At 37.4% G+C, this 14,030-nt stretch carries 15 protein-coding genes; 14 read left to right on the forward strand and 1 reads right to left on the reverse strand.

The window, feature by feature from the left end; genetic code table 11:
• The first annotated feature begins 56 nt into the window (after positions 1–56).
• Complete coding sequence (locus CP367_RS10960; RefSeq protein WP_255404446.1) at positions 57–527, forward strand: transposase; 471 nt, start codon at positions 57–59, stop codon at positions 525–527.
• 151 nt (positions 528–678) lie between these two features.
• Here CP367_RS10960 and CP367_RS05970 read toward each other — a convergent pair whose 3' ends face one another.
• Complete coding sequence (locus CP367_RS05970) at positions 679–990, reverse strand: hypothetical protein (protein ID WP_061205181.1); 312 nt, start codon at positions 988–990, stop codon at positions 679–681.
• Between the two features lie 254 nt (positions 991–1,244).
• On the opposite strand from CP367_RS05970, the gene pnuC reads away from it, so the two are divergent.
• The 13 genes from pnuC (at position 1,245) to CP367_RS06035 (ending at position 14,029) form a co-directional block, all read left to right on the forward strand.
• A complete protein-coding gene (gene pnuC, locus CP367_RS05975) occupies positions 1,245–1,985 on the forward strand; it encodes a nicotinamide riboside transporter PnuC (RefSeq protein WP_013086814.1) in 741 nt (246 codons plus the stop codon).
• 103 nt (positions 1,986–2,088) lie between these two features.
• Positions 2,089–2,538, forward strand: a complete 450-nt coding sequence (locus CP367_RS05980; RefSeq protein ID WP_023488319.1) for a DUF3290 domain-containing protein — start codon at positions 2,089–2,091, stop codon at positions 2,536–2,538.
• Entirely contained in the window at positions 2,538–3,185 is a 648-nt protein-coding gene (locus CP367_RS05985) for a DUF421 domain-containing protein (protein ID WP_061205182.1), read from the forward strand. The genes CP367_RS05980 and CP367_RS05985 overlap by 1 nt, the downstream gene beginning before the upstream one ends.
• A 1-nt stretch (position 3,186) precedes the next feature.
• Positions 3,187–4,008: a hypothetical protein gene (locus CP367_RS05990; RefSeq protein WP_005726588.1), complete on the forward strand. Its 822-nt coding sequence runs from the start codon at positions 3,187–3,189 to the stop codon at positions 4,006–4,008.
• Between the two features lie 7 nt (positions 4,009–4,015).
• Positions 4,016–4,972, forward strand: coding sequence for an exonuclease domain-containing protein (locus CP367_RS05995; protein ID WP_013086811.1), 957 nt, complete (start codon positions 4,016–4,018; stop codon positions 4,970–4,972).
• Between the two features lie 9 nt (positions 4,973–4,981).
• Entirely contained in the window at positions 4,982–5,836 is an 855-nt protein-coding gene (locus tag CP367_RS06000) for a DNA/RNA non-specific endonuclease (RefSeq protein ID WP_005720689.1), read from the forward strand.
• 56 nt (positions 5,837–5,892) lie between these two features.
• Entirely contained in the window at positions 5,893–7,320 is a 1,428-nt protein-coding gene (locus tag CP367_RS06005) for a C69 family dipeptidase (protein ID WP_068813749.1), read from the forward strand.
• A gap of 256 nt (positions 7,321–7,576) precedes the next feature.
• Positions 7,577–8,665, forward strand: coding sequence for an ABC transporter ATP-binding protein (locus CP367_RS06010; RefSeq protein WP_061205184.1), 1,089 nt, complete (start codon positions 7,577–7,579; stop codon positions 8,663–8,665).
• Entirely contained in the window at positions 8,665–9,531 is an 867-nt protein-coding gene (locus CP367_RS06015; protein WP_005720695.1) for a carbohydrate ABC transporter permease, read from the forward strand. The genes CP367_RS06010 and CP367_RS06015 overlap by 1 nt, the downstream gene beginning before the upstream one ends.
• Before the next feature lie 3 nt (positions 9,532–9,534).
• Positions 9,535–10,359: a carbohydrate ABC transporter permease gene (locus CP367_RS06020; RefSeq protein WP_005720697.1), complete on the forward strand. Its 825-nt coding sequence runs from the start codon at positions 9,535–9,537 to the stop codon at positions 10,357–10,359.
• Positions 10,343–11,638: an MBL fold metallo-hydrolase gene (locus CP367_RS06025; RefSeq protein ID WP_089146062.1), complete on the forward strand. Its 1,296-nt coding sequence runs from the start codon at positions 10,343–10,345 to the stop codon at positions 11,636–11,638. The genes CP367_RS06020 and CP367_RS06025 overlap by 17 nt, the downstream gene beginning before the upstream one ends.
• A 53-nt stretch (positions 11,639–11,691) precedes the next feature.
• On the forward strand, positions 11,692–12,993 hold the full coding sequence (locus CP367_RS06030) for an extracellular solute-binding protein (RefSeq protein WP_005720700.1): 1,302 nt from the start codon (positions 11,692–11,694) through the stop codon (positions 12,991–12,993).
• Between the two features lie 118 nt (positions 12,994–13,111).
• The gene (locus tag CP367_RS06035) at positions 13,112–14,029 is read left to right on the forward strand and encodes a magnesium transporter CorA family protein (protein ID WP_005726582.1); all 918 of its coding nucleotides are present in this window, start codon (positions 13,112–13,114) and stop codon (positions 14,027–14,029) included.
• Position 14,030: the final 1 nt, after the last annotated feature.

The raw sequence follows: 14,030 nt of genomic DNA on the forward strand, positions 1-14,030 counted from the left end.
CGCGTTGGGATTTTGAAGATTTATGTAGCGTCAAATTTAGGGTATGTAAGCTCAGGATAAATCCGCCAGGCGCAGATAATGAGTGGGAAGTCCTTGTTACTAACCTAGATTGTAAGCAATTTCCTCTAGAACGTATGAAAGAAATTTATCATCTTCGTTGGGGCATAGAAACTTCTTTTAGAGACCTTAAATATGACTTGGGTGGTGTACAATTCCATTCTAAGAAAGATCAATTTATTTATATGGAGCTTTACGCTCATTTTGCCATGTATAATGCCGTAAGCTTGTCAATAGCGGCTTGTTCAGTGCCAAAAACAAAAAGAAAATATAAGTATCAAATTGACTTTAAAATGGCTTGTTGTGTCTGGCGACAACACTTTTGCTCGAATGATAATTCAAAGAATAATTTTATTGATCTGCTAACAAATTTGGTGTTTTATTTAACCCCGATTAGACCAGGAAGAAAAGATAAAAGGAATTTAAAAGCGAAGCTAGTGGTCAGTTTTCCATATCGGTTGGCTGCTTAAACTAATTTAAACGCGCTATCTTAAGATAGCCTATTTGTGCTGCAAAAAAAGCATTTATCGAATATTTTTAATTCGATAAATGCTCTAAAAAGCTTAGTCTAACTAAAACAATGTCTTAACTTAATGACATTGCTCATCTGAGTCGCCTTTTTTAATTAGATAATCTGACTGCGATCATTATTTCATCAGGCAGATTTTCACAGGTGATATTCTCCTTAGGATAAGCAAAGTAAGGAAAAACTTCGTAATTTTCAGGAAGATGAGTGTTGATAAATCTCTTGAGCTGGTGGTGAGTGATAGTTTCATTTGCCGCCAGGTTAATTCCAGAATAAGTGCCAACCATGTTGCCTTCAGGATCGTAATAGTTGATAGGCAATTGGTAGTTTGGAGTGTTAGTTGCCTTAGTAGGAAGAATTTGTTGGAATATTTTTTGAGGAACATAAATTAGTTTGTTTTTTAGCATATATATACACCTCTATCATTTTTGTGACATAGTGTCATTTTACTAAAAAACATAGTTTTAAGCTACTTTTTAATTTTGACTACAACATATAGATATAGTTTATGCTAATAACACAATATTTGGTTGAATTCAATCTTGTATAAAATTTATCTTTCTATTAGGATAGATATCGATGTGCTTTTTTGTATAGCACGGATAAGGCACAAGATCTTGTATTTTGCGACCTAAAATAAAAAAGGGGAATGTTGAATAGGATGGAAAGAAAACACGAAAATTATTTTGTTTGGCTATTTAATCAATTGAAAGGCTGGCCAGTTCAAAATTACTGTTTATGGTTTTTTGCGTTTGGATTTCAATTAGCTTTGCTGATTCAAGGCAAAATTACAAGCGTAACTTTGATTACTTTTATTGGTACGCTTTTGGGTACACTTTGTGTATTGGCAATTAACGCTACTAAGGCAATTAATGGTTGGTTGGGGTTGATTTCAGCTGCTTGTTTTATCTATGCAGGTTGGTCAGCTAAGAATTATCTTTCCATTTTTGAACAGATTGCTTATATTGCAACTTTAGATTTACCAGTTATCATTGCCGTTAGATCATGGAATGACGATACTAAGAATCATTTGAGAAAATTTGGTTCAAAGGAATGGCTTATTGCTATTGTTGGAACTTTACTTGTTTATGTTGTATCCGGCTTTTTGATTGGTAAATTTACCAATGATCCTCGTCCTTGGATTGATGCTATTAGTTTTGCTATTTCATTAACTGCTGGGATCATGTGCTTTATGCGTTACAACAATCAATACTTTTGGTGGACTGCTAGTGGCGTCTTCCAGTTGATTCTTTGGGGCGTAACTTATGCTCAAGGTGATGCAAACTTAGCCATGGCAATTAATTCATTGATCTATGTAATTAATGATGTGTTAGCCTTCACTGTTTCACCATGGTTTAACATGGGCCGTCGCAAAGCTGGATTAAAAGAAATTCAAAAATAATTAATAATAGTGAAAAGTGAATAATTTCTAGTAAAAGTAGTACGAAAGTGCTACTTTTTTTCTGTGTTAGAATGAAAGAAAAATATGAAGGGTGAGGTAGAGCATGACCTTTTATACAATGAAATATATTCAAAATAACCAGAATACTAATCAGGCAGTATTATATGCTTTGATGTTGGTGGCGGCGTTAGCAATGATAATTTTTGCTTTGCTATATTTACATAACCGTTTTGCAACCAAGTATCGCGATTTGGGTATTATTGCCTTATTATTTTTGCTTTTGTTTGCCGGTACGCAATATGAAAAATATGTGCAACTTAATACGCAAAAATCACAGGCGATTCAAATCGTGCCATTCATCAAATCGATTGCTAAAGATGAAAATGTTTCGACTTCTGATGTTTTAGTTAGTTCAACGGTTTTAACTAATGGCATGATCGTAAGGATTGATTCTAAAAATATTGATTATCAGTTAAACCTTAATGATGATCGCAATACTTACACATTAACGCAAGCCCATGTAATTGATCATAAAGTAGAGGTAATAAAATAATGCAGCTAGATTACACACAATTATTCATTAAGTTTGCTCTCGGTATCTTAACTTTAATCATTCAAATCAATGTCTTTGGTAAGTCTAATCTGGCTCCTACGACTGCATTAGATCAGTTGCAGAATTATGTTTTAGGTGGAATTATTGGTGGCTTGATTTACAATCCTAGTATTACAATTCTTCAGTTTTTCCTAGTTCTAATTGTTTGGACGTTGGTTGTTTTTATTTTGAAATTCAGCCGTGATCACAATAATTGGATTAGAGGGATTATCGATGGTAAACCCGTTCAGGTAATTAAAAATGGCAAGGTGTTAGTGGGAAACTGCATGAAAGCAGGAATCTCCGCTAATGAATTAATGTTTAAATTGCGCAGTCGAGGTATCTACTCTGTTGAAAAGATTAAGAATTGTATCTTTGAGCAAAACGGGCAATTAACTATTATTGAAAATGATGAAGCTAACATTCGTTTCCCAATAATTAGTGATGGTCAGGCTAATATTGATGTCTTAGAGTTGATTCACAAAAGCGAAGCTTGGTTAGAGCAACAAGTTGAAGAGGCAGGTTATAATAGTATCAGTGATGTTTTCTTAGGAGAATACATTAATGGACAATTACGCTTGACAGGTTATTCAAAGGGAAAGAGATAAAATGGCAGATTTAGTGACAGCAAAAAAATGGCTGAAAAATGCTAACACGGTGATCGTAACGGCTGGTAATGGCATGGCCAAAGAAGAGGGACTAGATATCCTAAGTGAAGAAGGCTTTGATGATCAATTTGGCAAAATTGCAGATAAGTATGATGTGCATACAATTGGGGATGCATTAGATAAGAGGTTTGATACTTGGAGCGAGCAATGGGCTTTTTGGAGTGAGCTAATCAACGAATATTCCTTACAATATGAGCCTAGTGAGACGATGCTTGCTCTAAAAAAGCTAATTCGTGATAAAAAATATTTTATTGCGACCAGTACATTCGGGCACTTTTTTGAAAATGCAGGCTTTAATGAAAATCGAATTTTCAATGCCTTTGGTGATTGGACTAAAATGCAGTGTTCTAGCGGGATTAATCATGGTCAAAAGGATAACCGTGAAGTAGTAGAGCGCTTTATGACGGCAATTAAGAACGGCAACGTAACGGCAGATTTAGTACCAAAGTGCGAGGACTGCAATAGTCCAATGGAATTGCATATGCCGCTGAATGCTAACTTCTTCCCTGATACCGATGCTAATACGCGTTTTCGTTGGTTTCTAACGGGAGCCGAGGACAAGAATGTCGTAATTTTGGAATTAGGCGTAGATGAGACCAGTCCTCAATTACTTGATCCAATGGTAAAGCTAGTGCAGCAATTTCCTAATTGGCATTATATTGCCGCTGATTTAGCTGATGCAGATTTGCCAGCTGATCTTAAGAAACGAGCAATGGGTTTTGATAGCAATTCGCACGAGATGCTGATGAATTTGATTAAATAGGTGAAGAATGAGTATTTACATAAAAAATGGAATTTTACATGTAACCGGTGCGCAAGACAAGTTGCGTAAAAAAGGACAGGAAAAGCCTGACTTTTTGACCAATTATACAATGCTTGATATTGAAACAACGGGCTTATATCCTTACCGCGATCGAATTACTGAATTAGGTGGGGTTAAGGTACGTAACGGTCAAATTGTTGATCAATATACTAATTTGGTGAAGTTTTCCAAGAATAATTCTGTTCCTGCTTTTATTACTAAGCTAAATGGAATTACTGAAGAGCAAATTGTGAAGGAAGGGATTCCGGCTGAGCAGGCTATTCGTGAATTTCGTGAGTTTATTGGTGATGACGTTATCATTGGGTATAACGTCAATTTTGACTTGAACTTTTTGTATGATTTAAGTCAAAAATATGGCTTACCAGTGCTTGATAATGATTACGTTGACGTATTGCGTTTGGCGCGGACATATTATCCACGCGAGCGCCATAACCGTCTGCTTGACTGCATGCAGCGGGCTGGAATTGCTCAAGTTGAGGCTCACCACGGTTTGCAGGATTCTCTTGATACGATCAAGGTTTATGATGACTTTGCCCAGCACTTTACTGATGATTTATTGGAAAAGGCACAAAGCAAGATTAAGAATATCGACCTAACTACTGGCGAATTGGATTATGTTGACTTAGGTTGGCACAATCCGGTTCAAAATAAGAATATCGTTTTGTCTGGCAATATTCATATGAACGAAGCTGAAGCGGGCAAGATGATCAACAATATGGGCGGCCAAGTTGACAATTCAGTGTTAGCAACGACTAATTACTTAATCATGGGTGATCAAGATTTCTTTAGAAAAGATAATCAGGATTTGAATGCAGCACGTGATTTGATCAAAAATGGTGCTAAGATTAAACGTTTCTCGGAGACCTTTTTCTTAAGCATGCTTGATGATTGGGCTCGTAGTTAGAGGAAAAAGATGACACGAAGAAGACGAAAAAAACAAGGAACGGTTGTTTCATCATTAATTGTCTTAATCGCGATTTTATGGGGAGTTTTTACTAAAGCTGGCAGCGATCCAAATGGCAGCCAGTTTTTGCGTGACTTTACTGGCAATAATGATGAACATGTAACTAATACAATTAGCGATGCATCAAAAGCCAAGACCAATTATGGAGGTCTATCGCCAACTGATTATCAAAAATTAGCTAATTTGAATTTTAAGAGTGGCAGTCGCGCTTATACCGAAGTCAACCATGATAAGTCGACTTTGGTCAAAGGCGCATGGAAGATAAATCGGGTGATTTACTCTAACCTTGATTCATTGAATCGAACATCGCGCTCTAATACAGCCTTTTTGGAAAAGCGCAATGTGGCTAATGATAGCTTGCGAGTAAGGCAATATGTTGAACCGACTGGCTGGCACTATAATCACCGTAACGGTACCCAAATCTATAATCGGGGCCACTTGATTGCCTATTCAGTCTCAGCTGGAATTGATCAAAGCGGCAATTATGATCCACGCAATCAATCAGGGGACCAAAATAATCCTAAGAATTTATTTACGCAATCCGCTTATTCTAACCAAAAGATTCAGACTATTTTTGAGGCTAAGGTTAGGAGAGCACTGCGGCAGAATAAGCGTGTAATTTATCAAGCAACTGCTGTTTTTCGTGGTAATGAGTTAATGGCCCGCGGCGTGAATTTGCAGGCCGTTTCAACTGATGGCAGTTTAAACTTCAATGTCTATCTCTATAACGTGCAGCCCGGTTATGTTTTTAACTATAATAACGGTCGAGCAAAAGTTGATCGGCAAATGCAGGTTAATGAGTAGTAGAATTAATAATATGAAAAATTATTACTGAAATAAAAAAGGAAGTATAAACAATAATGAAAAAAGATAACTGTACTGCAATGCTAGTTGGTAAGGACGCTTCAATCGATGGATCAACCATGATTGCGCGTGACGAAGACGGTTATGGTGGCATTAACGAAAAAGTTTTTGTGGTAAACCCAGCCCGTCATTATGATGAAGATTATGTATCAAAATATAACGGCTTTAAGATGCACCTTGAGGGCGATGGCTGCAAATGGACTGCTGTCCCTACTGCTGATGATTCAGAAGGTCGCTGGGACGAGCAAGGCATTAACGAATATAACGTTGCCATGTCAGCCACTGAAACTGAAGCTACTAATGCTCGCTGCTTAGGACATGATCCTTTAGTAGCAAATGGAATCAACGAAGACTCAATGGTTTATATTACTTTGCCATTCGTGAAGACTGCTCGTGAAGGTGTTAAGCGCTTAGGGCAATTAATCGAAAAATATGGTACCGGTGAAAGCAACGGTATTGCCTTTTCAGACAACAAGGAAGTTTGGTATCTGGAAACTGGCGCGGGTCACCAATGGGTTGCGGCTCGTGTTCCTGATGATTCTTACGCAATTTGTCCTAACATCATGGTGATTCAAAATGTTGACTTTGATGATCCAGATAACTTTATGTATTCAGCTGGTATTCGAGAATTCGTAGAAAAGAATCATTTAAACAATAGTACTGACGGTAGCTTTTCTTTCAGAGATATTTTTGGTACTAAGGATGAAGCTGATGCTTTTTACAATACTCCAAGAACTTGGTATGGACAGAAGTTGTTTAATCCAAGCATTGAACAAGACCCAACTAGTCAAGAAATGCCATTTACGCGCGTTCCCGAAAAGAAGATTGGTGTTGAAGATGTGCAAAGATTTTTAACTAGTCACTATAACGGTACACCATACGATCCAATGGACACTTTTTCATCTGGTTCAGAAAAAGAACAAAAGATGTTCCGTTCTATTGCTTTAGACAGAAACCAAGAATCAAGCATCTTGCAAATTAGAAATGATGTTCCTGCCAAGATGGCTGCAATTCAATGGATTAATATGGGCTTTTATGCATATTCACCATATGTTCCTTTCTACACCAATATTGAGGATACACCACTTAACTATAAGGTGGCAGATCATATCGTTGATCCAGATAGTAGTGCTTACTGGTTGTATAAAACTTTACAAGTGCTTGTTGAACCACGCTATCACCAATATATTTATGAGGTAAACGCCTATCGTGATGATTGTCAAAGCTACGGTATTGGCCGAATTGATCTTATTGATGAAAAAGCTAAAAATATGGAAGGCAGAGAGCTTATTAAATATTTAACTAGCGCTAATGATGAAACTGCTGGTGTGATTACCAAAAAGACTAAGAACTTGATGAGCAAGTTGGTTCGTCAAGCCTTGAATAGTTCAAAATATCAATTTGAACGTGGAGATAACTTATGATACAAAAAGCCATGACTAATTCATGGCTTTTTTTGGTACCTACCACAATATTTAGTAAACCCGAATTTTTAAAAAGAAATAAGTGAAAAATAAAAGCAAATGCGAACAAAAGCCGAATACTTGCTGAGAAGCATTTCACAAAGTCGTTGAAACCCCGAATTTCAAATGAAAATTATTTGTTATTTTCGTATATTTAGCTTAGAATTAATAGAGAAATTTAAAAATTTAAATCAATATATAGTGGTGCGTGAAACTTATGAATGATGAGAAATTCGTGGAAGTAAAGAACCTCAAAAAGGTTTATGATAACGGTCATGAAGCAATCAAGGATGTTAGCTTTTCCGTAAAAAAAGGTGACCTTGTATGTTTGCTTGGCCCATCTGGTTGTGGTAAAACAACCATCTTAAATATGCTAGCTGGTTTGCTTAATCCAACTAGCGGTGACATCCTTTTTGATGGCAAGTCAGTTGTTAACGTAGCACCTAAGGATCGTCAGATCGGCTATGTTTTCCAGAACTATGCCTTATATCCACATATGACTGTACTTCAGAATGTAATGTTTCCTCTGACTGTGGGCAAGCAAAAGATGCCTAAGGATGAGGCGAGGAAGATTGCTGAAAAGTATATGGCAACGACCCAGATTACCGAACTTGCTGATCAAAAGCCGGGCAATTTATCTGGTGGTCAACAGCAGCGTGTAGCTATTGCCCGTGCTTTAGTGCAACAACCTAAGATTCTGCTGATGGATGAACCATTGAGTAACTTGGATGCACGTTTACGGTTGAAGATTCGTGAAGAAATTCGTGCTTTAGTTAAAAGTGTGGGTATTACCACCTTGTTTGTTACTCACGATCAAGAAGAAGCCTTGTCAATCGGTGATAAGATTATTCTCTTTAATAATGGTGTGATCCAACAAGATGACTTAGGACAAAACTTCTATCTTGAACCAAATAACTACTTTGTTGCTAATTTTGTTGGTAATCCTGTGATTGATAACTTTAATGTAAAGGTTAATGGCGGCAAGATTACTGGCTCAGATTTTGAAATTAACGTGGGCGATTTAGACAAGGATCGTTTTAAACGTGACTTAACTGACGGCGAGTACGTTTTATCCGTTCGTCCAGAAAATATTTTGCCAGTTGAAGAAGATGGTGCAGTTTCAGCTAAAGTTGATGATGTCGAATTAATCGGTCGTGAACGAATTTTGAAATTTACCCATGATGGGGTACAAGCTCGTTCATTAGTCAACCTTGAGACACCAATTAAGCCTGGTGATAATATCAATTTGAAGATGCGTCTTGATCGAGTATTCCTGTTTACTAAGGAAGGAGAGCGTGTCTACTAATGAAGAGCAATCAGAAAAAGGCGTGGCTCTTTTTAGCGCCAACAATTATCTTTGTTACTTTCTTTAGTATTTATCCAATTTTGCGGGCCTTTGTAATGAGTTTTCAAAGCGGCTCGTTAATTAATCTGAATTGGAGCGGCTTCAGCAATTATCAATATATCTTTAGTGATCCAGAATTTTGGCGGGCAATCAAGAATACTATTTTGTATGCCCTAATTTCTGTGCCAGTTGCTTTGGCTATTTCAATCATGTTGGCCTGGTTTATTTTCAGCAGGATAAAGCATAAGTCATTCTTTGAAACGACTTTCTTTATGCCATATGTTACGTCAACTATCGCTATTGGTATCGTATTCCGTTATATTTTTAACGGTGACTATGGTTTGCTTAACTTCTTGCTCAAGGCAGTTCACTTGCCAACACCAAACTGGATTGATGATCCAGCGATGTCATTGACGACAATTATCATCTTTGGTGTTTGGACTTCTTTAGCTTTTAACATCGTTATCTTGATGGGGGCTTTGAGAAACATTGACCCTAATTACTACACAATTGCGGATATGTATGGCGCAACTGGTACTGAAAAGTTCTGGCGTATTACAATGCCGCAGCTTGTGCCAACGATCGCCTTCTTATTAACAATGAATATCATTGCTGCATTTAAGATTTATACATCTGTTTATGCTTTATTCAATGGACAAGCAGGTGTTGGTAACTCAGCTACAACTGCAGTGTTCTACATCTATAACAAGTTCCAAATTGTTGGTACTCCAGGTGTAGCGATGGCCGCAACGGTTGTCTTATTTATCATCATTATGTTTGTCACATTCTTGCAACGCAAGATGATGAAGAAGATTGGAGGACAGTAAAGGATGAAGAAGATTCGTTGGGGCACTTTGATTGCTTATATTATTTTAGCGATTTTCGCAATCATTACTGTCTTTCCATTTATCTACATGATTTTGGGTGGATTAATGAGTTTTAGAGAAACAACCACTATTCCACCAACAATCATTCCTAAGCATTTTGAATGGTCAAATTATGCCAAAGTATTCGCCCAAGCTCCATTTGCTCGTTACTTCCTAAACACTTTTATCACAGCTAGTGTAACGACAATTGTGAGTTTGTTTAACGCCTTGCTTGGTGCTTTTGCCATGGTTAACTTGAAGTTCAAGGGTAAAGGTGTTGTTCAAATGGTACTTTTATCATTATTGATGGTGCCTGGTGAAGCAATTATCTTTACTAACTACAATACCATTGCCAGAATGGGCTTGTTGAACACTTATATTGGTTTGGTATTGCCATTTTTAACTTCAATTTTCTACATGTACTACTTGCAAAGCTACTTCGGTTCAATCTCACAGACAATTTATAAAGCTGCGATGATTGACGGAGCGAGTGATTGGGAATATATTTGGAAAATTTTGGTGCCAATGTCTAAAGGTGGCTTGTTCACCGTTGCTTTATTAAGTTTCATTTCTGGTTGGAATTCATTCCTCTGGCCATTATTGGTAACTAACGAAGACAGCATGAGATTGTTGAACAATGGTTTAACTTCATTTGCATCTGATGCAGGTAGTGAAACTCAACTTCAACTTGCTGCTGCCACATTGACTGTTTTGCCAATCTTGATTTTGTACTTCATCTTTAGAAAGCAAATTATTCGAGGAGTAGTGCGCAATGACCTTAAAGGATAAAACGACAGTAACTTTTTATAATGGTTTAACCACAATTGGTGGACCGATGATTGAAGTGGCCTATAACAAGTCGCATGTATTGTTTGACTTGGGGGAAGTTTATCGGCCAGAGTTAAAATTGCCAGATGAAAGTTATCAAACTCTGATTAAAAATAAATTAATCGGGGATGTGCCTAATTTTTACGATCCTAAATTAACGGGTAAGCCAATTGATACTGACCGCTGGGAGCATGCGGCGGCCTATATTTCGCATCTACATTTGGATCACAGTAAGGCAATGAACTTTTTGGCCCCAGAAATTCCACTTTATGCAGGTCCAATTACAGCTCATTTATTGCCAGCCTTGAATGAAAAGGGCGACTTCTTGCTTCCTGCTGCAGGTCATGATCGGACTTATACTCGTCCAATCATCGCGGCAGAATACAAGAAACCAATTAAGGTGGGCGATATTATCCTGGAAATATATCCTAGTGATCATGACGCTTACGGTGCTACTGGTCTATTAGTTAAGACACCGGATAAGCAAATCGCCTATACTGGCGACATTCGCTTGCATGGTTATCATCCAGATTGGGTGCGGGACTTTATGCAGGCAGCTAAAAATAGCGATATGCTAATCATTGAAGGCACTGGCGTTTCTTGGCCAGAAGAAAAGCATGATGAAAACAGTGAAGAGTTTACTGGCCCTAAGAATGAAGTAGAACTAACTGAAGAAATCGTGCGCCTGCAAAAGGCTAACCCTGAACGCCAAATCACTTTTAATACTTATCCTACTAATGTTGAACGATTATTGCGAATCATTGCCGATTCACCAAGAAAGGTCGTTTTACATGCTCAGCGTGCCCATTTGATTAAGGAAAGTTTGGATGAAGACTATCCTTACTATTACATGCCTAATGAGGAGCACTATGCTGACCTTAAGCCAGAGCTAGAAGTTAGCTATGATGAGCTTTTAGCAGATAATCATAAATACATGTGGCAAGTTGTCACCGATTATGATAAGCTGCAAAAGGGTGGTTTGTATATCCACTCAAATGCTGAGCCATTAGGGGATTTTGATCCTGCCTACAAACCATTTGTAGAGGCTTTAGCTAACAATGATATTGAGTATAAGGCGTTGCGCTGTTCAGGCCATGCCGATGAAAAAGAACTCAAGGAAATCATTGCTGGGGTTCAACCAGCTGTTTTAGTACCGGTGCACACATTGCATCCGGAGCTGGAAGAGAACCCATATGGAGAACGGATTTTACCTAAACGTGGTCAAACAATCATGCTTTAGTGAATCAAAAATATATTGTTGTTTAGTTTTATTTTTTGGGAGGATTTATCCAAATGAAGTTTAGTAAGAAACTTACTATGGCTGCCGTTGCTACTTTGGCCCTAGTTGGCACTGCTGCTTGTTCAAAGAGTGGCAATTCTTCTTCATCAAGTTCAGAGAAGATTCCATCAAAGATTACTAAGAAGACTACAGTTGTCTTCTGGAACGCTATGCCGGGAGTACAAGGTTCTACTTTAAAGCAATTAACTAATGAATTTGAAAAGAAGAACCCTAAAATTACTGTTAAGCTTGAAAACCAAGGTGCATACAATGATTTGCAAGCTAAGATCAACTCAACTTTGCAATCACCAAATAACTTACCTACTATTACTCAAGCTTATCCAGGTTGGCTTTGGAACGCAGCTCAAAACAAGATGCTTGTAAACATGACCCCATATATCAACAACAAGAATGTTGGTTGGGGCAGTGCAAAGGCATCTGACATTAGAACTGAACTTCTTGATGGTGCAAAAATTAAGGGAACTCAATACGGTATCCCATTTAACAAGTCAATTGAAACTTTGACTTACAACAAGACCATGTTTAAGAAATATGGCATCAAGAAAGTTCCAACTACTATGGAAGAACTTAAGGATGTTTCAGAAACTATCTACAAGAAGAGTAACCACAAAGTTGTAGGTGCTGGTTTTGATTCACTATCCAACTACTACACTCTTGGTATGAAGGACGAAGGCGTGAACTTTACTGATAAGATTAACTTCAGTGGTTCAACTTCAAAGAAAGTTCTCAACTTCTATGCAGATGGTATTAAGAAGGGTTACTTCAGAGTAGCTGGTTCAGAACACTACCTTTCAGGTCCATTTGCTAACGAAAAGGTTGCAATGTTTGTTGGTACTTCTGCAGGTGAAGGCTTTGTTAAGCAAGGTGTAGGTAACAAGTTTACTTATGATGTTGCTCCACGTCCTGGCAAATACACCATGCAACAAGGTACTGATATTTACATGTTTAACCACGCTAGCGCTGAACAAAAAGCTGCTGCATTTAAGTACATTAAGTTCTTAGTATCTAAGTCAAGCCAAATTAAGTGGGCTAATGCTACTGGTTACATTCCTGTAAACAATAGTGCAATCGAATCTAGTGAATACAAGAATAACAAGAGCATCAAGCTTCCTGCTAAACTTGAAGATGCTATGAAGAACTTGTACAGTGTTCCTGTTGCTAAGAATTCAAATGCTGCATACAACCAATTGAACAGCATTTTGCAAAATATCTTTGCTGCAGCCCAAAAGGGTCAAAATACTAACAGCCAAATTAATACTGGTAAGCAAAAATTTGATGCTGCTTGGAAGCAATAAAATTAAATAGCAATTAGATTTCAAAGAGCAGACCGTAAGGTCTGTTTTTTTGTGGAAAAAGAATTGAGAAAAATGGTACCATTTACTAGGTAATAAAATAAAAGTTGAGGTGAGCTGGTTGATTAGACAACAAAATTTTCCGGTAAGAACAAAGTATAAGTGGTATGACATCAATAATTTAAGTGAAGAAGACAGTGAGAGATTGCAGCAGGATTTTAATTTTACGCCTGACATTATCTCTTATATTTCTGACCGTCACGAACGTCCTCACTATGACTATGACGTCCATACTAAGAGCCACTTGCTTGTTTACGATGTGCCAATTTGGCCGACCAACACGATTAAGCACTTTACCTCACACCCAATCACTTTTTTAGTAGTGGGTGAAAATATCTTTACTTTCCATACAGAATCAACCAGCTATGTGTTTGATGAATTCAACGATGAACATATGCGGGAGCGTTTGTCTGAAGCTAAAGATGTTACTGAGTTGTTGATGCTCTTTTTCCTATATTCATCACAATACTTCCAGCGTGCCGTAACGCAACTTGACGTTGAACGTAACAGCCTAGATCAGAAGTTGTCTGATGACATTAACAATAAAGATTTGGTGGAACTTTCGAATATTGAAAAAAGTTTAGTTTATTTATCAAGTTCAATTCAGACGGATTTAATCATGTTGCATGGCCTGAATCACAGCAAATTAGACTTCACTAAAGAAGCCAGTGAACGCTTGGATGACGTCTTGATTGAATCAAGCCAGTCTGCAGAAATGGTGCAGATTTCCCAGCAGGTAACTAAGACTTTATCAGCTACCAGTAATAATATGATGAACAATAATTTGAATGACACCATGCAATTCTTAACTGTGTGGTCATTGGTATTAACTATTCCAACTATTTTAACCGGTTTTTATGGTATGAATGTTAGTCTACCAATTTTAAAAAATTCATTTGACTGGGTTTTAATCATTATTTTGATGGTTGTTTTAATGGTTTGGTTAGTCATTTTGATGAAAAGGCATCATTTCTTCTAAA

It is taken from the genome of Lactobacillus sp. UMNPBX16 (assembly GCF_002553775.1).
Lineage (GTDB): Bacteria > Bacillota > Bacilli > Lactobacillales > Lactobacillaceae > Lactobacillus > Lactobacillus crispatus.

What these genes read in the sequence shown, in the direction of transcription:
- CP367_RS05970 (WP_061205181.1), bottom strand. Translation starts at nt 990, where the DNA reads ATGCTAAAAAACAAACTAATTTATGTTCCTCAAAAAATATTCCAACAA.
- pnuC (WP_013086814.1), top strand. Translation starts at nt 1,245, where the DNA reads ATGGAAAGAAAACACGAAAATTATTTTGTTTGGCTATTTAATCAATTG.
- CP367_RS05980 (WP_023488319.1), top strand. Translation starts at nt 2,089, where the DNA reads ATGACCTTTTATACAATGAAATATATTCAAAATAACCAGAATACTAAT.
- CP367_RS05985 (WP_061205182.1), top strand. Translation starts at nt 2,538, where the DNA reads ATGCAGCTAGATTACACACAATTATTCATTAAGTTTGCTCTCGGTATC.
- CP367_RS05990 (WP_005726588.1), top strand. Translation starts at nt 3,187, where the DNA reads ATGGCAGATTTAGTGACAGCAAAAAAATGGCTGAAAAATGCTAACACG.
- CP367_RS05995 (WP_013086811.1), top strand. Translation starts at nt 4,016, where the DNA reads ATGAGTATTTACATAAAAAATGGAATTTTACATGTAACCGGTGCGCAA.
- CP367_RS06000 (WP_005720689.1), top strand. Translation starts at nt 4,982, where the DNA reads ATGACACGAAGAAGACGAAAAAAACAAGGAACGGTTGTTTCATCATTA.
- CP367_RS06005 (WP_068813749.1), top strand. Translation starts at nt 5,893, where the DNA reads ATGAAAAAAGATAACTGTACTGCAATGCTAGTTGGTAAGGACGCTTCA.
- CP367_RS06010 (WP_061205184.1), top strand. Translation starts at nt 7,577, where the DNA reads ATGAATGATGAGAAATTCGTGGAAGTAAAGAACCTCAAAAAGGTTTAT.
- CP367_RS06015 (WP_005720695.1), top strand. Translation starts at nt 8,665, where the DNA reads ATGAAGAGCAATCAGAAAAAGGCGTGGCTCTTTTTAGCGCCAACAATT.
- CP367_RS06020 (WP_005720697.1), top strand. Translation starts at nt 9,535, where the DNA reads ATGAAGAAGATTCGTTGGGGCACTTTGATTGCTTATATTATTTTAGCG.
- CP367_RS06025 (WP_089146062.1), top strand. Translation starts at nt 10,343, where the DNA reads ATGACCTTAAAGGATAAAACGACAGTAACTTTTTATAATGGTTTAACC.
- CP367_RS06030 (WP_005720700.1), top strand. Translation starts at nt 11,692, where the DNA reads ATGAAGTTTAGTAAGAAACTTACTATGGCTGCCGTTGCTACTTTGGCC.